At 67.5% G+C, this 24988-nt stretch carries 23 protein-coding genes; 4 read left to right on the top strand and 19 right to left on the bottom strand.

Annotated elements, in window-relative coordinates; all coding sequences use genetic code 11:
• Window positions 1-209: 209 nt before the first annotated feature.
• Both ABD260_RS07910 and ABD260_RS07905 read left to right on the top strand, forming a co-directional pair.
• Window positions 210-3047, top strand: coding sequence for a putative Ig domain-containing protein (locus ABD260_RS07910; protein WP_344232705.1), 2838 nt, complete (start codon window positions 210-212; stop codon window positions 3045-3047).
• Window positions 2953-3225 carry a hypothetical protein gene (locus tag ABD260_RS07905; protein WP_344232704.1) on the top strand — a complete coding sequence of 91 codons (273 nt, stop codon included), beginning with the start codon at window positions 2953-2955 and terminating at the stop codon, window positions 3223-3225. The genes ABD260_RS07910 and ABD260_RS07905 overlap by 95 nt, the downstream gene beginning before the upstream one ends.
• A 7-nt stretch (window positions 3226-3232) precedes the next feature.
• Here ABD260_RS07905 and ABD260_RS07900 read toward each other — a convergent pair whose 3' ends face one another.
• Window positions 3233-4405, bottom strand: a complete 1173-nt coding sequence (locus ABD260_RS07900) for an epoxide hydrolase family protein (RefSeq protein ID WP_344232703.1) — start codon at window positions 4403-4405, stop codon at window positions 3233-3235.
• An 82-nt stretch (window positions 4406-4487) separates the two neighbouring features.
• Between ABD260_RS07900 and ABD260_RS07895 the strand changes: the two genes are divergently transcribed.
• Window positions 4488-5135, top strand: coding sequence for a CGNR zinc finger domain-containing protein (locus ABD260_RS07895; protein WP_344232702.1), 648 nt, complete (start codon window positions 4488-4490; stop codon window positions 5133-5135).
• Between the two features lie 41 nt (window positions 5136-5176).
• Here ABD260_RS07895 and ABD260_RS07890 read toward each other — a convergent pair whose 3' ends face one another.
• The 14 genes from ABD260_RS07890 to ABD260_RS07825 all read right to left on the bottom strand — a co-directional run bounded on the left by ABD260_RS07890 (window position 5177) and on the right by ABD260_RS07825 (window position 17412).
• Window positions 5177-5899 carry a hypothetical protein gene (locus ABD260_RS07890; RefSeq protein ID WP_344232701.1) on the bottom strand — a complete coding sequence of 241 codons (723 nt, stop codon included), beginning with the start codon at window positions 5897-5899 and terminating at the stop codon, window positions 5177-5179.
• Between the two features lie 194 nt (window positions 5900-6093).
• Window positions 6094-6660: a hypothetical protein gene (locus ABD260_RS07885; RefSeq protein ID WP_344232700.1), complete on the bottom strand. Its 567-nt coding sequence runs from the start codon at window positions 6658-6660 to the stop codon at window positions 6094-6096.
• A 322-nt stretch (window positions 6661-6982) separates the two neighbouring features.
• A complete protein-coding gene (locus ABD260_RS07880; RefSeq protein ID WP_344232699.1) occupies window positions 6983-7912 on the bottom strand; it encodes a hypothetical protein in 930 nt (309 codons plus the stop codon).
• A complete protein-coding gene (locus tag ABD260_RS07875) occupies window positions 7903-8487 on the bottom strand; it encodes a hypothetical protein (protein ID WP_344232698.1) in 585 nt (194 codons plus the stop codon). Before ABD260_RS07875 ends, ABD260_RS07880 begins: the two co-directional genes overlap by 10 nt.
• Window positions 8488-8586: 99 nt before the next feature.
• The gene (locus tag ABD260_RS07870) at window positions 8587-11277 is read right to left on the bottom strand and encodes a BTAD domain-containing putative transcriptional regulator (RefSeq protein ID WP_344232697.1); all 2691 of its coding nucleotides are present in this window, start codon (window positions 11275-11277) and stop codon (window positions 8587-8589) included.
• Between the two features lie 9 nt (window positions 11278-11286).
• Entirely contained in the window at window positions 11287-11691 is a 405-nt protein-coding gene (locus ABD260_RS07865; RefSeq protein WP_344232696.1) for a pilus assembly protein TadG-related protein, read from the bottom strand.
• Window positions 11688-12098 (bottom strand): TadE/TadG family type IV pilus assembly protein, encoded by a 411-nt coding sequence (locus tag ABD260_RS07860; RefSeq protein WP_344232695.1) that lies wholly within the window; start codon window positions 12096-12098, stop codon window positions 11688-11690. The genes ABD260_RS07865 and ABD260_RS07860 overlap by 4 nt, the downstream gene beginning before the upstream one ends.
• Complete coding sequence (locus ABD260_RS07855) at window positions 12085-12483, bottom strand: TadE/TadG family type IV pilus assembly protein (protein WP_344232694.1); 399 nt, start codon at window positions 12481-12483, stop codon at window positions 12085-12087. The genes ABD260_RS07860 and ABD260_RS07855 overlap by 14 nt, the downstream gene beginning before the upstream one ends.
• Window positions 12484-12501: 18 nt before the next feature.
• A complete protein-coding gene (locus ABD260_RS07850) occupies window positions 12502-12705 on the bottom strand; it encodes a hypothetical protein (RefSeq protein WP_344232693.1) in 204 nt (67 codons plus the stop codon).
• Window positions 12706-12736: 31 nt separating this feature from the next.
• Window positions 12737-13654: a type II secretion system F family protein gene (locus ABD260_RS07845; RefSeq protein WP_344232692.1), complete on the bottom strand. Its 918-nt coding sequence runs from the start codon at window positions 13652-13654 to the stop codon at window positions 12737-12739.
• Window positions 13651-14538 (bottom strand): type II secretion system F family protein, encoded by an 888-nt coding sequence (locus ABD260_RS07840; RefSeq protein ID WP_344232691.1) that lies wholly within the window; start codon window positions 14536-14538, stop codon window positions 13651-13653. The genes ABD260_RS07845 and ABD260_RS07840 overlap by 4 nt, the downstream gene beginning before the upstream one ends.
• The gene (locus ABD260_RS07835) at window positions 14535-15842 is read right to left on the bottom strand and encodes a TadA family conjugal transfer-associated ATPase (RefSeq protein WP_344232690.1); all 1308 of its coding nucleotides are present in this window, start codon (window positions 15840-15842) and stop codon (window positions 14535-14537) included. The genes ABD260_RS07840 and ABD260_RS07835 overlap by 4 nt, the downstream gene beginning before the upstream one ends.
• A complete protein-coding gene (locus ABD260_RS07830; RefSeq protein ID WP_344232689.1) occupies window positions 15842-16681 on the bottom strand; it encodes a CpaE/TadZ family protein in 840 nt (279 codons plus the stop codon). Before ABD260_RS07830 ends, ABD260_RS07835 begins: the two co-directional genes overlap by 1 nt.
• Window positions 16681-17412: an SAF domain-containing protein gene (locus ABD260_RS07825; RefSeq protein ID WP_344232688.1), complete on the bottom strand. Its 732-nt coding sequence runs from the start codon at window positions 17410-17412 to the stop codon at window positions 16681-16683. Before ABD260_RS07825 ends, ABD260_RS07830 begins: the two co-directional genes overlap by 1 nt.
• 260 nt (window positions 17413-17672) lie before the next feature.
• On the opposite strand from ABD260_RS07825, the gene ABD260_RS07820 reads away from it, so the two are divergent.
• Window positions 17673-17957 carry a hypothetical protein gene (locus ABD260_RS07820; RefSeq protein WP_344232686.1) on the top strand — a complete coding sequence of 95 codons (285 nt, stop codon included), beginning with the start codon at window positions 17673-17675 and terminating at the stop codon, window positions 17955-17957.
• A gap of 80 nt (window positions 17958-18037) precedes the next feature.
• Here the strand turns inward: ABD260_RS07820 and ABD260_RS07815 are convergent, their stop codons facing one another.
• From ABD260_RS07815 to ABD260_RS07800, 4 genes are all read right to left on the bottom strand, one after another.
• Window positions 18038-18769, bottom strand: a complete 732-nt coding sequence (locus tag ABD260_RS07815; protein ID WP_344232685.1) for a hypothetical protein — start codon at window positions 18767-18769, stop codon at window positions 18038-18040.
• 74 nt (window positions 18770-18843) lie between these two features.
• Complete coding sequence (locus ABD260_RS07810; protein ID WP_344232684.1) at window positions 18844-20973, bottom strand: TPR repeat domain-containing protein; 2130 nt, start codon at window positions 20971-20973, stop codon at window positions 18844-18846.
• Window positions 20963-21304 carry a hypothetical protein gene (locus tag ABD260_RS07805; RefSeq protein ID WP_344232683.1) on the bottom strand — a complete coding sequence of 114 codons (342 nt, stop codon included), beginning with the start codon at window positions 21302-21304 and terminating at the stop codon, window positions 20963-20965. Before ABD260_RS07805 ends, ABD260_RS07810 begins: the two co-directional genes overlap by 11 nt.
• Before the next feature lie 108 nt (window positions 21305-21412).
• On the bottom strand, window positions 21413-23152 hold the full coding sequence (locus ABD260_RS07800; RefSeq protein ID WP_344232682.1) for an FtsK/SpoIIIE domain-containing protein: 1740 nt from the start codon (window positions 23150-23152) through the stop codon (window positions 21413-21415).
• Window positions 23153-24988 lie beyond the last annotated feature (1836 nt).

The raw sequence follows: 24988 nt of genomic DNA, 5'->3' as shown, positions 1-24988 counted from the left end.
GGATCTGGGGCTGATGGCGGGCCGCCGTAGTTAACGATTTCTATGAAAACTAGGAGAAGGAATCGTTGCCGTCAAGGCCTCGTGTTCTTGCAGTGAGGTCTTGAGGATGCCTAGCGTAGAAATCGTTAACTATGAGAAGCGTCGACGCCGTCACGCGGTTCTCATCCGCCTCAGTCCACCCCTCCGCCGCAGGGAAGTTGGTGCCCGCTGTGCAGCCAAGTCCAGCTGTCGTGCCCGGCCGTTTCCGGCCACTCGGCGCAGTCGCCGTTGTCCTCGTTCTCGTCACCGGACTTCTGTTCGCCGTGGCCCGGCCCGCCATCGCGCAGGAGCCCGGGCCATGCACCGTGTCCTTCCGGTCAAGCGTCAGCGCGCAAGGGTTCGTACACCCCGGCGTCGGCCTGACCGAGCCGATCCTGACCAACGCCCGCCGGCAGATCGCCGCGGGCCAAGAACCCTGGACCTCGTCGTTTCGCGCGATGCAGCAGTCGTCAGCGGCCGGTACCGGCGTGACGTCGTCCAACCGGAGCAGTACGGACCCGGGCAAGCCCGCCTCCGACGCGTTCAACAGCCAAGGGTTCAACGGCCGCTTCATCGCGGACGGCCTGAAGTCGTACACGCAGGCGGTCCTCTACGTCCTCACCGGTGCCGAGGTGTACCGCAAGAACGCGCTGGACATCATCCGCATCTGGGCGCAAATGGACCCGGCGAAGTACGAGTACTTCACCGACGCACACATCCATACCGGCATCCCGCTCAACCGGATGGTGTCCGCCGCGGAGTTGCTGCGCTACAGCTCGTGCGCCGACGAGGCGTACCCGTGGACCGACGCGGACACGCAGGCGTTCACGCACAATCTCGTCGTTCCGGTCATCGAGACCTTCCAGAACGACAACAACCACTTCATGAACCAGCACAACTACCCGCTGATGGGCGCGATGGCGGGCGCGATCTTCATGGACGACACCGCCCTGTACCAGCGGTCGGTCGAGTGGTTCACGGTGAACGCGACCGCGAAGGACCAGGGCTTCAACGGGTCGATCGCGCGGCTGTTCCGCTGGGTCGACCACGACGACAAGACCGGCAGGCCGATCAGGACTCCGCACGTTCAGCACGCCGAAATGGGTCGCGATCAGGCCCACGGCGGCGGCGATCTCACCAACGCCGTGATCATCTCCCGGATGCTGCTCGCACAAGGTACGAAGGTCGACCCCGGCGCCGGCACGATCTCGCACGCGCCGAACGCGGTCGGGCCGTACGAGTTCCTGAACAACCGGATCCTCGCGGCCGCCGACTACTTCTGGCGCTTCATGCTCGGGTACGACACGCCGTGGACACCGATGGCGTACGCGATTTCGCCGGACGGCACGATCCGGGACACGTACAACCACATCGCTGACGGCTACCGCGGCCGGTACGTCACCGCGAGCTTCTGGGAGATCTATTACCACTACCAGTACGCGCTGGGAAAGGACGTCAAGACGATGGCGCCCTACTACGCCGAGGCCTATGCCAAGCGCCCTGGCCCGCTGTACTCGCGTGGGGGAGTGGTCGGCAACTCGTGGGACGGGAGCGACGGTGGTGGCGATTCCTGGTTGTTCGCGCCCGCGGCCGCGGCGGGGCAGACGACCCGGCCGCTGAGCAACAACTCCAACCTCTATGAGGTCGAGGATCGGTATACGCGACTGGCCGGGGACGTCACGACCGGCGACGGGTACGTACGGATGGCCGCCGGCTCGAAGATCGCGTATCTCAACGGCGCGACCGACCGGCCGAAGCTCGGCTTCCTCGTCCGGACCAGTGGTACCGCCGTACTGCACCTGCACACTGCCAGGAACGGCCGTACGCTGAAACGCGACTACCCCGTGCTGGTGCCGAACACCGGCGGCAAGTGGCGTTATGTCAGCACCGACGGACCGATGGACGACATCCTGTTCATCGGGGTCGAGGGCACGACCGTCGACCTCGACCACATCAACATCAACGCCGCTGCCGAGCTCACCGGACCGGTCTTCCCCGCCACCGTGGCCGACCGGGTCGTCGGCTGGGCCGGTGCTGCCGCCACCGTCGACCTCGGCGCGCAAGCCGCCGCGGGCACGACGTACACCGCGACCGGGCTCCCCAAGGGCGCCGCGCTCGACCGTGCCACCGGTGTCCTTACCTGGAAACCGGCCGGCGCTGGTCGATGGACGCTCACCATCGCCGCCGACGACGGTACGAATATGGCCGCCCGCCGGGTCACTCTCGTGGCGGCCGGTGACCGTACGAGCGCGTTGGCAGTTGCCAAGAATGGATACAGCCACCAGACCGGGTACGAATCCGCGACCGAGTCCGCGTACCGCGATGCTGTCGTTGCCGCCGACCACCTGCGCAAGAGCGGGTCCGATGCGGAGTATCTGACCGCACTGGCCGGCGTCGTCACGGCGGTGGACGGACTGCGCACGCTGTCGCCGAAGCTCGCGCTGGACGGCAGCCTCGACTACGCGGGCCTGGTCGCTTCTTCCACCACCGGCGACCGCATTGTCAACCTGGTCGACGGCGACGAGCAGAGCGGCACCGTCTACCCGCAGGCCGTCAACCTGTCCCACACCTTCGACTTCGGGCCTGACTTCAGAGTCTCCGCCACGAAGTTCGGTGTCCAGAGCAACATCTTCGCCGACCGGATCGCGAACTCGGCCGTGTTCGGCTCCGAGGACGGGGTCACGTGGACTCGTCTCACCCCCGGCGTCACCGCGTTCACGCAGGACTACAACACCCTCGACGTCGCCAAGGATCTCCAGGGCAAGCAGTTCCGGTACCTGAAGATCCAGATGATCAAACAGCTGCCGGACGTGCTGTACGGGATCGTCCGCGGCGTGTTCGAGCTGACCGAGTTCCACATCTACGGCGAACGGGTCCAAGCTCTTTGTGGCAGGCGATCCGGACCGCTTCATCGACGTGGCGAAGGTGGCCACCGTGCACGCGAGCGTCAAGCCGGAGGAGGTGCTGTTCCTGCCGCGGGCCAGCCATCCGCAGCGGGCCAACGGAACCGTCGTCCAGGGATCGAATGACGGCCAGAGCTGGACCGGCGTCACCAAAGCAGTCGGCGGAGCAACCGCCAATAACTGGAACGACCAGACTGCTTCGGGTGCGGACCACTACCGGTATCTGCGCATCTACAACGCGACAAGCTGGTTCGGCGACCTCGCCGAGGTCGAGCTCTACGGCGACACGAAGTCCAATCCGTAGTTCAGGTTCACGGCTGGGCCGCGAGGACTGCGGCCAGGCCTGCTTGCAGGTCTTTGACGTAGTCCTCGGGGACCTCCAGCGAGGGGAAGTGTCCGCCGGCTTCGGGTTCGTTCCAACGGACGATTTGACGGTACCGCTCTTGTGCCCACGGGCGCGGGTATTTTTCGATGTCGGCGGGATAAATCGTGATCGCCGACGGGACATCGACGCGAAGGCCGGGGTCGAGCGAGTTGTGGCTTTCGTAATAGATCCGGGCCGCCGAAGCGCCGGATCGCGTCAGCCAGTACAGCGTGACGTCATCGAGTACGCGATCTCGGGAAATTCGTTCGAACGGGCTGTCCGCGGTGTCCGACCAGTCGGCGAACTTGTCCAGAAGCCAGGCCAGCAGCCCGACCGGTGAGTCGACGAGCGAGTAGCCGATGGTCTGCGGGCGGGTCGCCTGCTGCTTCGCGTAGGCCGCGCGGTGGTGCCAGAAGTGGTGGGTTTCCTCGGTCCATTGGCGTTCGGTGGCCGTCAGGCCGTCCGTTGACAGTCCGGGCGGTGCCTCCGCGAAGGTGGTGTGGATGCCTAGAACGTTGGCCGGGAACCTGCCCGCGAGAACAGTGGTGATGTTGCCTCCCCAGTCGCCGCCGTGGGCGAGGAACTTGCGGTAGCCGAGCCTTGCCATCAATTCGACCCAGGCGGCCGCGATCTTTTCGGTACCCCAACCGGTGACGGCCGGCTTGTCGCTGTACCCGAATCCTGGAAGTGATGGGACGACGACGTGGAACGCCGGTGTTTCCGCATTCTTTGGCTCGGTCAGCTCGTCTATTACATCGACGAATTCGGCAATGCTTCCGGGCCAGCCGTGCGTCAGGATCAACGGCGTCGCATCGGGGCGGGCGGACCTTCGGTGCAGGAAGTGGATTCCCAGGTCGTCGACGGTCGTACGGAATTGGCCGATCTGGTCGAGGCGTGCTTCGAAGGGCCGCCAGTCGTAGTCGGTGCGCCAGTACCGCACGATGTCGGTGAGGTCCGCGAGCGGTACGCCCTGTTCCCAGCGGCGCCGGCCGGATGCGGCTTTGGGGACGGTCTCTGCCTCGGGTAGGCGCGCCGCGGCCAATCGTGCGCGCAGGTCGTCCAGCTCGGCGTCGGTCACGTGCGCTTCGAAGGCTTGTACGTCGCCGATGCTGCGGGTCATGAGACCTCCTGATCGTCGTGGAACCAGCTAAGACGGTTCTAACATGGCGTCAGATCGGCGCGCAACCGGCTAAGGTGGTTCCATGCCTGCCGAGTACCCTGATTTCCGCCTCGGCGCCGTGCTCGCGACCAGCTTCACGGCGACCCTGACCGAGCGTCAGGGCGACGCCGTGGAGCGCATCCCCACCCCGGGACGACTCGTCGACTGGCTGACGGTCAGCGGCCTCGCGGTCAACTCCTGCACCACCGCCCAACTCGAACTCGCCCGGGAACTGCGCGAGTCAATCCACACCGCGGCGACAGCGGCCGCAATGCAGCACGCCCTTCCTGTGGCGGCAGTGCAGCACGCTCTTCCCGAGGCGGCAGTGCTTCCCGGAGCTGCGATCCAGCACGCTCTTCCCGCGGCCGCGGTCCAGGTGATCAACGAGCGCAGCGCTCAGGGCCGAGCCGCCGCCGTCCTGACACCCGACGGACAACGCCGCTGGCAGCTCAGCTCAACTTCAGCGGTGGAAGACGCCCTCGGCGTGATCGCCGCCGACGCGATCAGCATCATCTCGGGCGAACGCGACGGAAAACTGGCCCTCTGCGCATCCCCCACCTGCCAAGCCGCCTTCTTCGACACCAGCCAAAGCCGCACCCGCCGCTGGTGCGACATGAACACCTGCGGCAACCGCCAAAAGAAGGCCCGCTTCAACGCCCGGCAACGCAAAACGTCCGCACCACCGGACTGACCACAGCCGGCGAACCGGATTGCTGTCGCGGTGCGGGGGAGTCAGCGGGTGACGGTCTGGATTTCGCTCACCGTGACCTGACGAGCGGTGGTTTTCGTCGGTCCGGTCAGGTCTGCCTGACGGACGCCGCCGAGCCACCACTGGACCGTCCAGCCGATGCTGGCCGACAGCGTATAACTGCCGCTGCGTTCGTAGGTGACCGTGCAGGCGGCTGGGTCGTTTGCGGCCGCAGCGGACCATGGGATCCCGGCACCGTCACAGGGCTGTGAGGGACCGCCGTCACCTGGCGTGACGCTGATCTGCGGAACGATGGCCCATTGCAGGGCGTAGCCCTCGAGCTCGATCTTCTTGGTTTTCTGTTGGTACCGAGCCGGCGCGTACTGGCCGTTCTCGTCCGTGAGCCAGACCCACGTCGGGACCCCGATCACCTGCCGGGCAGCGATCGGGTTCACGGCCAGGTGCGTCTCGGGGAAGGTCAGCGAGTCGACTACTGACTGCATGACCTGCAAGGGCGTACGCCGGGGAATCTCCGGCGGCGTCTTGAAGAACCGCATGTCCAGCCCGGCTCGGCGGATGAGCCCGTTCTGCCGCATATCCGGGTCGGTGGTGGCCAGCACACGCTGCAGGTCGGCAAGCGTCTTGTACTGCCCGAACGCACAGAACTTCTGATACCAGTGCCCGCCTTGTCCTTCGGCGGGTTCCCCGGGCGAGGGCTGGTAGTCCGGCTTCGGCACCCAAACACAGGCAGGCTTCCCGTGGCTCACTGACTTACCGTTCTGCCCGTCCTGCCCGCCATCATTCTCACCGGGGACCGGTGGGCAGGTCAGAGTTCCAGTGGCGGACTCCTGACTGGTGCCGAGCGAGCCGCCCGGATCGCAGCGCACTCCTGCAGATGCCGGCTGGCAAGGTATCGCCGCACCGACGACCAATGCAGTGGTTCCGAGGACGGCAGGCGTGATCAGACGCATCCGGGTTCCCGAGGGTCATTGGATTGGTTTTCGGTCACTTTCCAGGTGCCGCCGACGAGGACCAGTTGGTCATGGGTGGACGCGCGGATGCCCCCGTCCCTTCTGACTTTTCCTTTCTTGCTTGTCGCGGTCAGGTTGGAGATGACGCAGCCGTAGACGGTGGCGGTGGCCGGCTTCGCTTTCAGATTGAGTGCCGCGACCCGGCCTTTGACGAAGACCATGTTGCCGCCGTACTTCGTGCCGATCAGGTACATCCCGCCTACCGCAGACTTGATCGCCGACAGTGCGTTGCCCGTCATGTGCCGCTCATACGGATAACTCGGATGGTTGGTTACAGTGCCACGCGACCGATCTGCGATGTACGCCTTGTAGTCGGCCATGATCTTCGCTTTGACCGCTGCGGTCGGGTCGACAGGCTTGGGCGATGGGGTGACCGAGGGCGGCGGAGTGGTGGCCGGAAGCAACGGAGTCTCGGGGGTCTGCGCTGCTTTGTCACTCTGCCCGCCGCAGGCCGCCAGTCCAGCGACCAGACACGCCGCAAGTCCCGCAGTGCCCACCGTCCGACCTAACGACATCCCACACTCCCGTGTCGACCTTGGCGCAACTACACAATCTGCACTGCCCATGTTCGGTCAGTGATTATCCCATGCACCACGAGCCGCACCCAGGAAATTGCAGGAAGTTGCAAGTACGAAGCGATGTCAGCGCACCGCCTGACCGGTACCGAAGGACGGGTAGTCGTCCGGCCGGCGACCGCCGAACGTGGGTGCCGCACGCTTGGCATCCGGCGGAGGGGGCGACCACTACCCGTCCTTCGGTACCCGGCAGTGCAGGTGATTGGGCTCACGCGGCGGCCGGGTTGGCGTTGCGGTGCAGGGGTCAGCGGGTGACGGTTTGGATTTCGCTGACTGTCAGTTGGCGTGTGGTGGTTTTCGTCGGTCCGGTGAGGTCTGCTTGACGGGTGCCGGCGAGCGACCATTGGACGGTCCAGCTGACGCTGGCGGTGAGGGTGTAGGTGCCGCTGCGCTGGTAGGTGACTGTGCAGGCCGCTGGGTCGTTTGCGGCCGCAGTGGACCACGGGATGCCGGCGCCGTCGCAGGGCTGTGCGGGAGTGCCGTCACCGGGCGTCAGGCTGATCTGGGGGACGATGCCCCATTCCAGGGCGTAGCCCTCGAGCTCGATGGTTTTGGGTTCCGGTTTGTAGCGGGCTGGTACGTAGTCGCCTTCTTCGTCGGTGAGCCAAACCCAGGTTGGGACGCCGATGACTTGCCGGGCAGCGACGGGGTTCACGGCCAGGTAGGTCTCGGGGAAGATCAGCGAGTCGGCTATTGATTGCATGACCTGCAGGGGCGTACGTCGTGGGTTTTCCGGTGGTGTCTTGAAGAACCGCATGTCGAGCCCGGCTCGGCGGATGAGCCCGTTCTGCCGCATGTCCGAAGCGCGGTTGTCGTCCAGCGCGTGCAGCAGGTCGGCAACTGTCTTGTACTGGCCGAAGGCGCAGAACTTTTGGTACCAGTGCCCGCCTTGTCCCTCGGCGGGTTCACCGGGCGAGGGCTGGTAGTCCGGCTTGGGTACCCAGACGCAGGCAGGCTTCCCGTGGCTGACGGACTTACCGTTCTGCCCGTCCTGCCCACCATCGTTCTCGCCCGGGACCTGCGGGCACGTCAGATTTCCGTTCGAGCTCTCCGGATCGAGGGAGAGTGAGCCGCTCGGATCACAGCGCACTCCGGCAGACGCCGGCAGGCATTGCATTGCCGCGCCGGCGATCAAGGCGGCGGTTCCGAGGATGACGGGCGTGGTCAGGCGCATCCGGGCGACTTACTGTCATTGGATTGGTTCTCGGTCACTTTCCAGGTGCCGCCGACGAGGACCAGTTGATCGTGGGTGGACAGGTGTGTACCCCCTGATCTCCTGACCTTGCCTTTCTTGCTTGTCGCGGTCAGATTGTCGATGACGCAGCCGTAGACGGTGGCGGTGGCTGGCTTCGCTTTCAGATTGAGCGCTGCGACCCGGCCTTTGACGAACGTGATGTTGCCGCCGTACTTCGTCTCGATCAGATACATCCCGCCCATCCAGGACTTCATCGACTGCAAGGCGTTGCCGGTCATGTTCCGCTCGAACGGGTAGGTCGGATGGTTGCTGACCATGCCATTTGACTTCGTCGCGATGTATGCCTTGTAGTCCGCCATGATCTTGATTTTGGCGGCCACCGTCGGGTCGACGGGCGTGGGCGACGGGGTCACCGAGGGCGGGGGCGTGGTGGCTGGAAGCAGTGGAGTTTCGGGGGTCTGGGCCGCCTTGTCAGCTTGACCGCCGCAGGCCGCCAGGCCGGCGATCAGACCGGCCGCAAGTCCCGCGACGCTCAGTGCCCGACCCAACGACATCCCACACTCCCCGTATCGACAGTGCACATTCCCGGCCAGTAACTATCCCATGCGATCACCAACCGCAACCACGAAATTGCGGGAAGTTGCAGAGCTGTGTCAGCTGACCTGTCTGACAGTGGTTCGTCCCGGCAGTAGTTCCTCGATCAGTGACTGGGTCTCCGCGCTCGGAGTGATCCCCTGAGCCTGGGCCGCCTCTCCGAGCAGTTGTACGACCTGCTCGGCCGCGGCCGGGCCGCCGTGCCGGTACTCGGCCACCAGCAGGTCCTGCCAAAGGCGCTCCGAGCTGACCGCAAGCCGGAGGCCCGCCCGCGCCGCGTTGGCCGCGCCGGCCGGGTCGTCGTCGCCGATCGACAGTTCCGCGAGCCGGTGCGCCGCGTGGACGACAAGATCGGGAACGAGACGCTCGAGGTGAACCCGCGCCAGCCACGAGTACGTCCCTGGTACGCGGCCGCTGAGGAACTGTCCGCGGACGAGGTGCATCGCCCGACGCAGCAGTTCGCGCTCGTCGCGGGTGGTTTGCGCGGTGCGGCTGCGGCGGATCAGTTCGCAGAAGCAGTCCCAGTCGACGGCCACTTCGGAACCCAGGTACAGCCGCCCGGTCGCATCGGTACGCAACTGGTGCGCGCCTTGCGAATCGGTCCCGAGCCACTCCCGGACCCGCTGCACAGTCGCGTCGCGAACCTCGGCACTGACTCCCCCTGGCCAGACCGACGCCGCGAGCACGCTCGGATGCACGCCGCCGGGATGCAGCGCGAGGAAAGTGGCGACCTCAGTTGCCAGTGGCAACCTTGCCGGCTCGATCAGGCCGGGCGACCGGATGTCGAGCCGGCCGAGGACTCCGACGCGTACGTTCGCGGTGACCCAGCTGGCATCGTCACCGGCCCGGCCACTCTGCGGTACGCGGACCTGCCCCGTGGGATCCGGCCCGGCCGTACTCCGCGCGGAGACCAGCAGGTCGGTGACCAGGTCGAGCGACTTCTCGGTGAGCCGGCTCGCGCGGACGACCAGGTCCAGCGCCGGAATCCGCAGTACGCCCGACTCGTCGGCGAACAGCTGCCAGCGGGCGCCCGGGACCGGACCCGCCACCAGCAGGCCGAATCCACTGCGGCGCCGGCCGGCCAGGGCAGCCAGCCGCGAGGCCGCGTCGTCACCAGGTGGAGCGCCGAGTACGACGTACTGCGGGATCTCGTCCATCGAACGGGAGACCTGCCCGGTCAGGACACCAGGCTCCTCGTCGGCCTGTTCGAGCTCGGGCAGCAGCGCATCGAGGTCTCGGACGACCCGCAGGCGGTCGGCCAGAATCTCGTCCAGCCCGTCGGGCAACGACCAGGCGGTGACTTCGAGCAGATCGGCCCAGGGGTTCGTGGCGAGCTGGACCGCGACCGAGTTCGCGACCTCGCGGGCAACGACCGCATCGCCGTGGATGCTGACCGCGCCGCTGGCCGCTTCGAGATCGACCAGTACGTCGCGCCCGTCCTCGTCGCGGCCGAGACACACGAGCGCGGGGTACGGCGCCGGTCCGCCGGTGTCCGGGCCGACCTCCGCGCGAGCGATCCGCCACCGGCGGCCGTCGTCGAGGTCCTGCCAAGGGGATGGAGCCTTTCGCTGCGCGGGCGCGAGGAGCAGCTCGATCCACTCGTCGTCGACGATCACCGCGAAGATCGGAGGCAGTGGTACGCCGTTTGCCTCGCAGGCACCGCCAAGGGCGCGGAGCGCATGGTCGAGTGCGATGGACCGACTCGGATCCCCGCCGACCCGGATGGCGACCTCTGCTGTCGTCGCTGCCTGATCGGGGTCGCTGCCGCGGCGCCGGCGACGCTCGATCAACAGGAGTGCCAGCAGGCCGGCTGTCAGCAGGCCACCGCCGAGCAGGTCGGAAGGAAGCCGGAAGCGGGCGTCGGTCTGCGCGGCGTCGGCGCCACGATCGACCTGGCTGCCGCGATCATCCACAGTGACGTGCGGGTGGACCTCGGTCGTACGCTTCGGCCGGGTCTCCTCCGTACGGTGTTCCGGCACCTGCTCTACCGGGACACGCGAAACGCCGACCGCGTCCTCAGGCATGATCAGATTCCAGCCCGGCATGATCAAGCGGGCGAGGTGCAGCCGCTGTCCGTCAGGCTGTACGCGCTCCTTGTTGAGCTCATAGATCTCGGTGTAGCGACGCCCATCGCCCAGGTGCTTGTCCGCGATGTCCCACAGGCTGTCATGCCGATGAGCATGCGGCGCCTTCACGACGTACACCTTCTTGCCGGCCAGCGGATTGCTGCTGGTGGCGTGCGCCGGAGCTGGCCGGCTCTCCTGCGGTGCGGCCGTCGTCTGATGCGTCGCGGAAACACTGTGTGTCGGCTGCGGTGCCGGTGCGTTCGCGGCGGTTGCGGCCGATGCCTGCCCGGCCGCGATCCCGGTGACGATCAACGCGCTCACGAGAACCCGGGCGATGCGCTGGCTGCCGCCGCCGAGCGGAATCGATCGCGGCACCCCGCGGCCGCGAACAGCGCTGCTGAGCTCCGCGGCAACGCAACAGACGAAATGCAGCCAGGCAAGCCAGACGACGAAGGTCAGGACGGTCAGCAGGGTGTCGACGCCGATCGGGCTGGTGAGGGTCTCCCGGGTCGGCCAGCTGTGCGGGAACGGCGGTGGCCCGGTGAAGGCGATCAACGCGGCGGGTACGCCGGCCACGAGTACCAGGAGCGCGATGGCCGCGAGCAGTGCCCGGCCGATCGAGCGCTCGCGGTGTGGCGCCGGCTCAGCCTGGAGAAACCGTTCCGGGCTCGGTGTTCGACTCATGTGCCTTCCCTATCGCCCCTCGACAGCTTCCGCGGTGGCCTCACCGCGGACCGTGAACGACTTGATACCGACCAGCGAGAGCAGCGCCGTGTCGACGCTCCCTTCCGCCGAGGTCGTCACTGTGTCGCCGTCGACCGCGACGGCGATGTTCCGGTAGCCCCGGTCCGCCATGAAGGAGGTCGCTCGGGCCACCGCGGTATCCGGATCGATCCGCACCGCGCCGCTGCCGCGTAACGTGGCCTCATCGATGGCATTGGCGCCGTACCGGGATGCTTGCTCGGCGTCGTCGACGATGCGCTGGCGGCCGTTCAGCGCGAGCCCACCATCGATGACGAGTCCCGCGCCGACCATCAGCACGGTGGCGAATCCGAGCAGGAAGACGGTGGCCGATCCCTGCTGGCCCCGGCGCCTCATCCGGTCCTCCGGTAGCTGTCGAGCGGCGCGGAGCTGCTCGCGGTCAGCCGCTTGGAGCCAGGAATCCCGATCAGCCCGAGTCCCTCGTACGAGACGTCGCAGGTGACCGTGGCCGTAATGGTGCCGCCGGCAACGAAGTCGCCGGACAGCTCGACCGGTTGGCAGCGCTCCGGGTGTTCGAGCGCGGCTGCCGCGACGCCGTCGGCAGCGCGCTCGGCGGCGTCCTGGGAGCGTTCGAGTGAGGCCGCCCGGGCCGCGTCCCGGCTGGCGGCCTCGATGTCACCGCGGACCGCTACATACCGCCCGCAGGCGACGACCAGCACGATGAAGGCCATCATCACCGGCGCCAGGATGACGAGCTCCACTGCCATCGAGCCGCGATCGCGGCGACGGTCAGCGGTCTGCACGGAACTCCTCCAGCGGGCCTTGGACGACCTGGGTGACGGTCGGTGGATCGATGAACGGTGTGATCTTGAGGGCGTGGCCGGTGACCACCACCCGAACCTGTTCGGTGCCGACCGGCTCGACCGTGACGGTGACGTCCTCGAGGATGCCGCTGCCCACCTTCGCCGAGTAGCCGGCACCGGCGGCTTCGGCCGCGCCGCTGTCAAGGGTGGTCCGTGCGGTCCGCGCGGCTTCGCGGGCAGCCGAGCCCGCCGCCTGGTTCCCGAGGTAGATCAGCGCGAACTGGATGGTGAGAAAGATCGCCAGCATCAGGATCGGTGCATAGATCACCAGCTCGATGCTGCTTGCGCCCCGATCCGGATGCCGCCGCGCGCGTCGCCGTACCATCGTCGACCTACCCGGCGGTCAGCCGAGCGGCAAGTTCTCGGCCTTGCCGGTCAGCTTCTTGTAGAGAATCACGCCGACGGCAAGAGCGATCCCGGCGAGCAGAGCCGAGATCAGTACCCACTCGACCGCCGACACGCCGTGCTCGGATCTGCGGGCGCGGTCGATCCGGGCGCCGATCAGCACGCGGGCGTACAGCAACGCCTGCTGGGTCGATTCTGTCATCGTTGGTCCTTCCTCGGGGTGGTCAGGTGGGTCACAGGCCCATCACCCGGGCCACCGCTGGATACGTCAGGAACAGCAGGAAGCCGACGCAGAGCAGCATTTGTGCCATCAGCATCGACTGCGACCGGGTCTGCGCCCGGCCTTCGGTTTCGGCCAGTTCGCGGCGCCGCATCGACACCGCGCGGGCGGTCAGCGACTCCCGTACCTTGGCGCCGTCCTCGGCCACCAGCGCCAGCGCGGTGGACAGGTCCCGGAGCTCGTCGATCGACAGTTCCTCGCCGAGCTGACCGAGCGCTGCCCACGGCGTGATGCCCTGCAGCCGCGCGGTCTCGAGGGTGTCGCGAATCCGGATGAACGCCCAGCCGTCGCTGATCCCGGCCGCCGACGACAGCGCTTCGGGTACGCCGCGACCGCCCGCGAGGTTCATCGCGACCAGATCGAGAAACGAGCTGACCACATGCCGGAAGTCCCGCCGGCGATCGGCCGCGACCGAGCGCAACTGGGCGGTCGGGAGCAGCGCTCCGAACACCACGCCGACCAGGGACAGCCAGATCGGAACCACGACGGGGATGCCGCCGGCCACCAAGGTCACCGGCGTGAGCACGAGCACGGGGACGAAGAATCCGGCCAGGCCGGCGGTGAGGCTGGAGGCGAGGTGCGTCTCCAGCGAACGCCCGGTCACGCCGAGGTCCGCACGCACGGACGTGGGCAATTGGATGCCTCGGGCATCGAGTGCCCGCCGGAGGCTCGCGCCCACGCGACGCATCCGGAGCGACTCGGTCTGGTGCCGCCGATCCGCGGTGAGGCTGACTTCCTGCCGGAATCGGCGGCGGTCGGCATCGAGTTGGAGCAGGGCAACCGCGCCCTCGGGTTCGGACCGGTCCGCCAGCCGGATCACCAGCAGCAGGCCGGCGCCCACGACTGCTCCACACAGCATGATCAGAGTCATCGGCGACCTGCTCCTTCGGCGTCCGGAAGCCGGTCGCGGGCATGCAGAAAGCGCTCCGGCATCTCAAAGGTCGCGAGTCGTCGCAGCCAGACGAACCCGACCGCGTACAGGCCGAGGATCACCAGCAGGACGATCTGGCCGATCGGGCTCGAGTACGGCTGCACGTAGGTCCGGTTGAAGATGGACAGGCCGAACACGAAGGCGAGCGCGACACCGATCACGATGCGTACGCTGCGCCGCGTGCTGCGCCGTCCCGCGCTGACGCGCTGCCGCATGTCGAGCGCCGCGCGAGCGGAGTCGGCGAGCGAGGTCAGTACCTCGCGCAGTCCGGGACCGCGGAGCTTCGAGTTCAGGATCAGGGTCGCGACGATCAGGTCGACGCTGGAGTCGTCCATTTCGTCGGCGAACCGTTGCAATGCCTGGCCGAGCGGGACGCGTACGCGCAGTCTGTCCGCGAGTGCCGACAGCTCCTTCGCGATCGCCGGTGAGGCCGCGTGCGCGGTCGCGGGAATCGCCTGCTCGAGGCCGACCGCGCCGGCCACCGTGTCCCGGAGCGACTCGGTCCAGGTCGCGACTCCCTCCAGCCGGGCGATCGCGATCCGCTCCTCCTGCGCGCCGCCGAAAAGCATGGGCCAGGCGAAGACCAGTACGCCACCCGCGATCGCTGCTACCGGCCAGCGAGTCAGCAGGAGCAGGAGCAGGCCGACTCCGATGGCGATCGGCAGCCGGATGCCGGCCCGTTTCATTGCTGCCAGCAACGAGGAAGGCGGTTTGAGCTCGGCGGACTCCTCGCGGGGGAGCAGGGCGAGGATCAGTACCAGCAGCGCACCGCCCGCGACGGCGCCGACGATGACGATCAGGATCAGCGTGAAGGACGGGGTCATGACGCCCAGCCCGCCGCGGCGCTACCGCGGTACCCGACTGCCTGCAACTCGGCGAGGCAGCTGATCGGGGCGGCCGGCACTGCCAGGCCGTCCTGGCCTTGCGCGAAGATCTCGCTGGACAGTACGCGGCCGTCGACGCCGTTGACCTCCCGTACGGAAGTGACGATCCGTCGCAGCCCGCCACCTTCGGCGAACTCGTTGCGGCGTTCGACGAACACGACGAAGTCGATCGCGCCCGCGATCAGCATCATCGTCGCATCGGCCGGAAGCCGCTCCGCGGACTGGATCGCGTACGTGCAGATCCGGTTGAAGACCTCCAGTGACGAGTTGGCGTGGATCGTCGACAGCGAGCCGTCGTTGCCCTGGCTCATCGCGTTCAGCATGGTGACGATCTCGTCGCCGAGCACCTCGCCGACGATGACCCGGCTCGGGTTCATCCGGAGGCTGCGCCGGACCAGCTCGGCCATCACGATCGCGCCCTGGCCCTCCGAGTTCGGCAGCCGCTCCTCCATCGGGAGGACATTCGGATGCAGGTCCTCGAACTCACCCAGCCCGAGTTCGAGTGCTCGCTCGACGGTGATCAGCCGCTCCTCCGGTGGGATCTCGTTGGCGAGCGCCCGGAGCAGCGTGGTCTTTCCGGCGTTGGTCGCGCCGGCGATCATGATGTTCTTCCGGGCGCTGACGGCGGCCGACAGGAAGGCGGCGAGCTCCGGCGACAGGGTGCCGTACTCGACGAGCGACTCCAGCCGCACCCGGGACAGCCGGGACCGCCGGATCGACAGCGACGGGCGCGGGACGACACCCATCAGCGCGGACAGCCGGCTGCCGTCGGGGAGCCGGAGATCCAGTTGCGGGTTCGCCGCGTCGAACGGGCGGCTCGCGAGTCCGGAGTACGCGGCGAGGGTCTGGATCAGCTCGACCAGCTCGTCGTCGTTCTCGGCTACCGGTGCGCCGCGCTCCTCACGGCCGTCCGCGTACCCGATGAACACCCGGTCGCAGCCGTTGATGTCGACGTTCTCGACCATCGGATCGTCCAGCAGCGGCTGCAGCCGGCCGACCCCGAACAGCGCCGCATGGATGCCGTCGGCAAGCTCTTGCTCCTCTGCGGCGGTCGGGGGCGTACGGCCGGCCGCGAGCTCGCCGCGGGCGTGCGCCTCGAGAACCCGGCCGACGACCGCCCGGGCGAACTGGCGCTCGTCCTCGGCGTTCATCTGCGGCAGCCCGTTCGCGGTGTCCTCGCGCCGCTGTCGGGCCAGCACCTCGGCGACCTCTTCGCGCAGGCTGCGGACCAGAGATTGATCCATCAGAGCGCCCTCCCGTTGCCGCTGACCATGGTGCCGCTGACCGTGGTGCCGCTGACCGTGGTGCCGGCAGCGCTGGGGAGCTCGCGCCGGACCATCAGCAATCGGTCGCGGATCTCGGCGGCCGAACGGGTGAGCAACGAACTGCGTACCCGGCGGGCGTCGCCGGTACGAATCGAGGCGGCCGCCTTCGCGTCGTCGGCCAGAATCCCGAGCACGGATGCGCGGAGGCCGGCCTGGTCGAGGATCGACTGCACTTCACCGGGGGTGCGTGAATCACGGTACGAAGCGATCAGCGCGACGCCGACCGGGACCGCGTCGTATCCACCGAGTTGCAGCAGTTCAGCCAGGCCGCGGATCAGTTCGCGAAGGTGCGAGAGCCCTTCGAGGGTCGGCCGCGCCAGCATCAGTACGGCGTCGGCGCTCTGCAGTACGGGGATGGTCGCCGCGCCGGGCGTGAGCCGGCCACAGTCCGCGATCACGTCGCGGCCCGGAACCGACCGGAGCGACCGGGCCAGGTGCTGCCAGGTCGGCCCCAGGCCCTGGACCTGGTCCGGCGAGCTGACGCCGGTCAACACCTCGAGGCCGCCAGCGATGCGCTGGACATGGTCGGACAGCTGGACCTCGGCGACCCCACGGCGGACAGCCGCGCCGAGTGAGAGCAGGCCACGATCGGGGTCCAGCGGTACGCCGGAGCTGTCCCGGTAGCGCAGCGCGATATCGCCGCCGGCCGGATCCAGGTCCGCCAGGATCGGTTCGCCGGGCCAGATGCCGGCCAGCAGGACCGCCGACGTGGTGACGCCGGGGGAGCCTTTGGCACCCGCGAGGACGTAGAGACCCACTACTTGTCCTCCAGCGACGTTCCCCGCTGCAGCAGCGCGACGGCGATCCTGTTGTTGCCGGAGGCATCGGTCACGGCCTGGACGTCGGATCGGTCGACCAGAACCGTCGCGGTCTGCGCGGAACTGGCCGCGGACTGGTCGCCGAGGGTCGAGCCCTTCTGATCGGCTTGCTTGCTGACGGCAAGGACCGTTGCCTGGGCGATCACAGCGGACTGGACCGAGCCCTGACCGATCCGTACCAGCTCGACGAGATCGCCGGAGGCCAGCCCGTCGGCGGGGGTCCGGCCGGCGGTCAGAATGATGCCGACCGCGGCCTTGCCCGGCTGCAACGGCCCCTGACGAGTCAGCATCGACTGGTCGAGGAGCTGACCCTTGCTCATCGCAACCTTCGCGAAGAGGCCGACGACTTCCTTGGCCCGGGAGGCCGGAACGAGACCGGGGACATCGGCCGCGACCCGGGCTTCGGTCAGGTCCGCGCTGGTGATCTTCTGCCCGACCCCAACGTCCTGGGAGACCTGGACGACGGCCTGGCGCTCGTCCATCCGGACGGCCAGGACCCCTGCCACCAAGGCTCCACCGACGACGAGCAACGCGGCCAGCGCGGCTACCGCCGGCCGACGCCGCCGGGGCGCGGCGGGCAGCCGGCTTCCTTGCGAACCGGAACCGGTGGCCTTGCGTTGCTCACGCTGGCGCTGGCGATCGGCGGACTCCGTGCCGACGGTGCTGGACATCTGACCCGCTCTCCTCAAAGCATCGGTGGGCAGCGCGTCAGGACAAATCGCGCCCGCCCCCGCTCGGCGTGCGACCGAAGTCTGTTGCCGGGCAAGGTTATCCCGACGGCTGGTCAAGTCTCGATCACCCGCGGTTGCAGCTTCCTGCAACTTTTCGCGACCGCCTGCGGACCAACCGTCACCTACAATCAGGTGTTTGTATCAGACTTTCGGGCTGGCCGTGGCCGGCCGCCGAGTGCCGATAGGAATGGGGAAGTGTCGTGGGTGCACCAGCAAACGGCGGTATGACCGGTGGAGATCTGCCTGGTCTGGACGCATTGTCGGCGAAGCTGAAGTCGTTCGCGGAGGAACTGGCGCAGCTGAAGGCCGCGGCGGGCAAGGTCGTCGTGGGTACGGCCTGGACCGGCAAGCACGCGAACGAGTTCCGGGTGGCCTGGACCCAGTGCCAGAAGAACATCGGCCTGATCGAGACCGACCTCGCAAACGCCGCCTCCGCGGTCCAGAAGAACCGCCAGGCCATCACCATCGCCACCGGCGGCCAGTGAACTGAGCTCTTCCGCGGCCGCCCGAGGCAACCAGCCTCGGCCGGCCGCGTACTTTCGATTGATCCGACCGGCCGCGCCAATTACCAGCCTGGGCTCGCTGGCAGTGTCGGCGGAGGCGCGGACGCCGGCCGGTTCGGCCGGGCGTCGTTCGGGTAGCCCGTTGGGTACTTCAGCCCTGGATGATTGCGTTTGAACCACGCGACGCAATCGACCGGGGGATGGGCATCGATCTCGCGGCTGTAGGCGATCCAGTTGCCGAAGACGTTCTCACCAGGCCCTTTGAGCCAGCTGGAATAGGGCGTGCGCCCAACAGGGTTCGGCGTCGCATCGGCGACAAGAGCCTGTTGCGCGCTGGGAGATGATGCCTTCGACGGACCGCCCTGGCGCATCACCAGAGTCGTCAGAGTGAGCGTGGTCTGTGCGCTGAAGAACTTTCCGTCCGGCGTGAAGTACGACTCGTCCCACCCGTCTGAACAGACGCTGGCCCGGAGTTCACCGCCGGCGACAGTGATCGAGCGGATGTGAAGCCTCTCGGTCCCACCCTTCTGGATCCCGCTGGCCGGAGGCAACAATTCACCGAGCAGATCCGCCGAGGTCGCTTGCGGGAAACCCGGATACGAAACAGACGCTCCCTGAAACAAGGCGGACGACTCATACCACCCACGTACGGTCCGAGCGTCCTTCGAATCGATCGCCACCCCCGGCGCAGCCGACCAAATCCACGACTGCGGCAACCCCACCGGCTCCGCCCCCACCGGCTTCTTGCCGGTGCCCGACGCACACCCCACCAACCCCACCACCGAAGCCACCACAACCCCAACCCTCCACCAGCACCGCTTAAGGGGTACCACGCCAGTAGCCTTCTCTTCCTTCAGGTCGTGGGGACTTACTTGAACAGGTTGTCGTTCTGCCGATTGAGAAGCACCTTCGAGCTCACCAGACGGTACTCGGTGAGGTAGGACTCCAGCTTCTTGGCCGCGCCCGGGACCGTTGAGACAGCATCGATGTAGAGCGCCTCAAGTGTCGATCGCTCGTCGCTGGGGATCTCCGCCGGCGAGCGGAGACGCGGTGGATGGCCGGAGTGACGCAGTTCGTCCGGTAGATCCTCGACCCGGAGGTGTCCGGATTCGATCAGGGCTTTGGTGAAGTTGTAACGGACGATCAATGGCCCGCCGGTGGCGCCGGTGGGATTGATGCCATCGAACGTCACCGTCTGGGGTTGAGCCGGATCCGCGTCTCCCGAGCTGAGGCGGCCGAGCATGCGGTCCAGCAGGTCAACGGGGTCCAGCCCTGGGAACGATGGAAGTTCTGCGTCGAGGCCCTTTGTGACGAAACCTGCGGCGGCACCAAGAGCCTTTGCTCGCAGGGCATCAGCAGCCTGCGCGGCCTCGGTGCGGTCCGCGTTGAGCTCGACCGCGACGTTGACGAACGCCGACTCGAGAAGTGCCTGCAGTCTCCCGGCCGGATCGGCGCCTACTACATAACGACCGCCGACCGGATGCTTCAGCGTGTCGTGGATTCCCGCGACGTTGCTGAGATAGATGGCTCCGGCCAGCGACTCGGCGGCTACTGGGTCGGTTGCCACGAGGGTGAACAGGCGCCCGCTGGCCAGCTCCTTGCTCTCGTCGTTCCCCAAGTCGTCGAGGAAGGCCGCGGCCCCGCGGGCGAGACTGCGGGCGATCTCGGGGCTGACCACGCCGAGGGCAGGTGGTGTCACCTTTGCCAGCACATCGATTACGCGCGTCTCACCGGACTGCATATCGAGCTCGGCCTTGACCACCGACGACTCCGTGAGCGTGTCGAAGACGCTACCCCAAGCCTGGATCGCGAGCAGCTGGCGCGCGTGGCTCGTTGATCGTTTGGCGTCGGCGATCCAGTTGATTGTCTCGGACACTGCCTTGCCGCCGTCACTCCAGACATGCGTCGTCAGGGCAACCAGGAAGTCCTTCGAGGTTGTGTACCCCTTGTAGATCCCCTTCTGGACGTCCGCCGGTTGATCCATGTTTTGGCCGGTGAGCAGATCATGCATGGCTTGCTCGTTGCGGCTGGAGAAGTGGAAGAACACGCGCGCGAGTTGATCACTCTGCGGCGTCAGGTACGAGTTTGGTCTCTGCAACCGCTTGTAGGCCGGAATTGACGCTGCCGCCGAGATTGCCAGCCGCTTGCTGAGCACCAGGCCGGGCCGATCGAGCGGTGCGGATTCAGCTAGAAACTCGGCGAACGGACCGGCCTTCTCGCCCCCTTCGGGCGCCCAGCCACCGTCGTGCAACGGGTGACCGTCGAAGTTGTCGCCGGCGGCTTCACGGACGAAGGCCGGAAGGTGATTCCAGCCGCCCCCTCTCGACTCGTCCGAGAGAGCCAGTAGGGCGCCGGCGGTTGCTGCCGCAAGCTTCGCCCTGACTCTGGGATCGAGGGAGTTGGGGATGACCTCGCCTGGCGTGTAACTGGTTCGGGTCGGGGCGATCCAGTTGTTGTCGTTTCCGAGATATCCCGGAAGCTTGTACACATCCTCGCCCAGGCGGCTGTAGTACGCCTCGAGAAAAAGGACGTCGTCGGGGTTGAGCCGGCCTTTGGCACTTCTGATTCGCTCGAGCGCGCTGACGGCAGCGACCAGTCCGTCGCGGCCGCCCGGCTTGCCACGAAGTCCTGCCTTGGTGTTTGCGGCTGCGAGATTGCCCGCTTGCTTGGCCGCGTCGCCTGAGTCTTCTGGGATCGACAGGAGGCTGGTGTTGGGGGTGAACGACAAGCCCTGGGACGCTAGTAGGGCTGCGGCGGAGTGGCGGCGGCGGAGCATGGGGAGTTGCTCGTGGAGCCAGCGGGCGATTCCGTTGAGGTCGGTGATCGGGCTTGCCGGTACGCCTACCTTGTCGAACTCGGCTTTGAGGCGTGGCGCTTCTGTGGTGATCGCCGCCTCGATCGCGGTCAGGTCCTTGATGACTCCGCCCAGGACAGCGGGGTCGATGCCGCAGAAGCCGTCGCCGTTGCCGGAGCGGCCGCTCTCGGGTTTATCGGCCACCGTGGCCTCCGAGCTTGGCACGCCAGCGGGCGGCCTCTTCTTCGGTACAGGTGGCCGGTGTGCGGCGGAGCAGTTCCTCGACGCCGTCGTTCAGTGCCCGGACACTCACGACGTACTTGGCCGCCTGCTTCGAGAACTCACCCGCCCAGAGAGTTGCTGCCGTACCGGTCCAGGCTGTCCCGTTCGCAATCGCCACCGCCGGACGCTGCTGCTTGTTGTGCAGCCGCTCCTGGGCAGCCTGCACACGTTTCAGCAGGGCAGTCAGATAGGCGTGCAACGGATTCGGCACCGCGCCACCGGCCGCGGCCGCCTCACCCGCAGTCTGAGCCACCTCAGCGCACCCTTCCCCGAACTGTCGCAAACGATCGCCCACACACTACACAGCGCAACGCGCCGCAACTCCCCGAGTTGCACGAACCTGCAAAACTTCGGTGCGGGCTCACGGTGCGGGTTTGGCTACTTGGATGCGTTGCCAGGTGCCGGGGGTGATCATGATGGCTCGGCCTGGTGGGGAGCCGGTGGGGAGGCCGGTGGGGAGTAGGACGCCTAGGATTTCGGCGTCGTCGTACTTTTCGGCGGCGAGGATGAGGCCGGTGCGGGATCGTTTGATGGCGGCGGCGGGGCCGACGTACATGCTGTTCAGCTGGGCGGTGGTGCCGGCGGCGATGACCAGGTTGCCGGTGTCGCGGTACTGGCCGAGGCGGGACTCGATCGTTTCGGCCAAGGGTGTGTGTTCGGGGATGAGTTCGAGGTCGTCGATGACAAGGGCATGCGGCGTCTGCAGGTCGTCGAGGACAGAGGTGAGTTCGTTGCTGTCGGCATCTGCTCCGAAGACGCGGGCCACGCCTTTCGTACCAGGCAGATCGAGCAGCGGGCTCCGCCTCGGCGCGAGTGCGACGATCGACCAGCCTCGCGAGGTCATCGACTCGATCATGGTGAGCAGCGCGGTACTGCGGCCGGACCGGGCCGGGCCCGCGACGAGAATCCCCGGGCCGTGTACCTGCGCGTCGAATGCACGGAGGCCGAGAGTGTCGCCGCCGGCGCCGACCAGGATTTCGGAGTCGTCAAGTGCCGCCGGGCCGAGTGCCAGCGCTGCCGCCGAGTCGATCGTGACCGGCAGTGGATCGACGCGGAACGGGCGTCGCCCGAAGGGAATCTCGGCGAGCGGCGTGGACCGCGCGGCGAGGTCGTGCAGCGCCGCGACCTGCGCGGTACCGGCGTCGTCGTCGGTCAGCAAGGCCACCTGCGTCTCGCGCCCGCCCTCGGCGCGGAAACCGCGGCCCGGCGGGAACGTCTGAGGTACGTCCTTGAGCGCCATCCCGATGTTCAGGAAGTCCGCCGAATCGGCCATCCGGAGCATGAGTTTGTCCTCGAGCAGGGTGGAGATCGGTCCGGCCAGCGCGGACTTGTCGGCGGTCAGGATCGTCTTCACCCCGACCGCGGCGCCTTCCTGCAAGATCTGGAACCAGTCGTCGTACAGCCTGCCGCCGGCGGTTTGCTCGAACGCCGCCCGGAACGCCTCCCAGCGGTCGAGCAGGATGACGAGATAAGGCAGCCGATCGTCAGGCGTACTCCGGCGGCGTTGCTCCGCGATGTCCGCGAATCCGCTTGCCGCGAGCTCCTGCTGCCGCCGCCCGATCTCGGTCTTCAGCCGATCGGTCAGCCGCATCAGCCGGTCCAGCTGATCACGCGCGACCACGGCACCGGTGTGTGGGAGGTTGATCAGCGGGAGCAGTGCATTGTTGCCGCAGTCAACGCCATAGAGGTGTACGTCGCCGGCCCCGGCGATCCGCGCGATGGATGCCGCGATGGCGCGCAGCGTGGCGGAGCGGCCGCTGCGCTGCGTGCCGATGATGCCGAACGGCCCGGGCGAGTCCAGGTCGTACGTTGCCGCGGCCCGTGCTTGTTCATGCGGGAGATCGCACAGACCGAACGGAACGAGCGGTAGTTGCCCGCTGTCATCGACCGGGTCTGGCTCGAGTTGACCGAGCGTCACGCGGGTGGGCAGGGGCGGCAGCCAAGGGCTCGGCGGCGTCGCCACCCCGGTCAGGCGGGCGGACTCCTGCAGTGTCTGCACCAGAACGGCCAGATCGGTGGGTGTCATCGGATCGTCATCGGCCGAGTCGGCATCGAGGACGACCGGCCGGCCGAGCTCACGCCACGGGACGGCGCGCGCCACCACCGATGCCGCGACGAGCGCCGGTGGTCTGCCCCCGACCCGAGACGTCTGGAACGGGACCAGCGACGAGTGCCCGAGCCGCGCATACCCGCGACCCGGCGTCGACTTCGCGATCCGGGCGGCGTCCGGTGCCTCGATCACATCGGAAGTCGGATCGTAGCCATGTCGTTCTGTGAGCCAAGGAGTTGGTCTTGTGAGTTGTCTTCCCTAAGACCGCTTGGCCTCCGACTGTGGCCAGGATCAGGTGTACGCCGAGCGACCGCCCGCGCCGCGCGATGTCGACGATGCCGGTGACGAAGTCCGGGAGTTCCGTCACCATCGCGGCGAACTCGTCGATGACGATCAGCAACCGGGGCATCGGTGCGTCGGCCGGTGCCATCCGCTCGAGGTACTCCTCGATGTCCTTCGCGTTGGCCGCCTTCAACTGGCGCTCGCGGCGATGGAGCTCGGCGGCCAGCGACGCCAGCGCGCGGGTCGTCAGGTGGCCGTCGAGATCGGTGACCATACCAACGGTGTGCGGCAGGTGATTGCAGTCCTTGAAGGCCGCGCCGCCCTTGTAGTCGACGAGAACGAAGTTCATCTCGTCCGGACGGTTGCCGACGGCAAGCGAAGCGATCAGGGTCTGGAGCAGCTCGGATTTACCGGCGCCGGTGGTACCCGCGACCAGGCCGTGCGGTCCGTCCCGGACGATGTCGACAGCGAAGTTGCCATCGATCCCTTCGCCGAGCAGCGCCTGGGTCGTACGCCCCCGTACGCTCCAGAGCGCGGCGACCTGCTCCGGCCGAGGCGGGTCCATGCCGAGTACGGACAGCAGCCTGCTGCTCTCGGGAAGCGCGGCGCCGCCCTCACCGCCGGAGACGTCCCTGATGGGGGAGAGGGATCTTGCCAGCCGATCCAGCCACTGAGGAGTGACCAGATCGGCCCGGATCCCGTCGATCGGCCGAGCGCCCGTACGGCGCAGGCGCCACCACGCACCGTGCGGCGTGACGACCGCCTTGGCCTCGTCGGGGAGCTGGCGCTCGTCGGCGTCCAGACAGATGAACCGGACCCCGACGGACGGACCATCACGGAGCAGCGCCACTACTCCGGGCAGCAAGCGCAGGCGGCGAGCACCGTCCATCACGACCACGAGTTGCTGTGCAAAGGCGGGCGCTTCGGTGATCGAGTTGCCGAGCGATTTGCGCCGGGCTTCGACGAGCGCGGTCAGCTCGGCGATCCGCCGGATCGTGGTCTCGTCATCGTTGCCGACGGCATTGAGATAGCCGTCGTCCTCGCCGCCGCGCAGATGCGGCAGCCAACGGGTCCAGGCCCAGTCCGCGGCGGTCTCCGGCGGGCACAGGACCATCAGTCGCAGCGTCTGCGGACTGTGCAACGTAGCGAGTTGCCCAGTCAGCCAGGCGCCGAGGCGCTGCGAGTCACCGTTCGGCGCGGCGATCCCCAGGACGCCTGAGGACGACAGCGAAACAGTCGCCGGGACATCGGGAGCAGTCCAGGTACGCCGCCGTACGTGACTGTCCTTTGTCGCGTCCTCGACCACAACCTCACTGTCCAGGTCGGCCGTACCGAGCCGGAGCTCCAGCCAGTCCGGGTCGGTCGGGCGGCGTTCCCAGAGCCTGGAGCGAGGGCCGGTCGCGAACAGCAGCAGGTTTGCCGCGTCTGGTACGTCGCGCCGGCGGGCCTCGCGTTCCTCGGCGAGGGCGTCCATCGCCGCGGCCTCGATCCGGCGCTTCCGGTCCCGGTACTCGGCCAGCTGCTGCTTGTAGCTCGTCTTGCCTTCGCGGCGGCTCTGAAAGTACTGACCGAGGTAGAGAAGTGGCGAGAGCAGCCCGAAGAGCA

Source organism: Kribbella hippodromi, assembly GCF_039531045.1.
Lineage (GTDB): Bacteria > Actinomycetota > Actinomycetes > Propionibacteriales > Kribbellaceae > Kribbella > Kribbella hippodromi.
The sequence above is the reverse complement of the archived record's forward strand: the minus strand, read 5'-3'. Positions and strand labels throughout refer to the sequence as shown.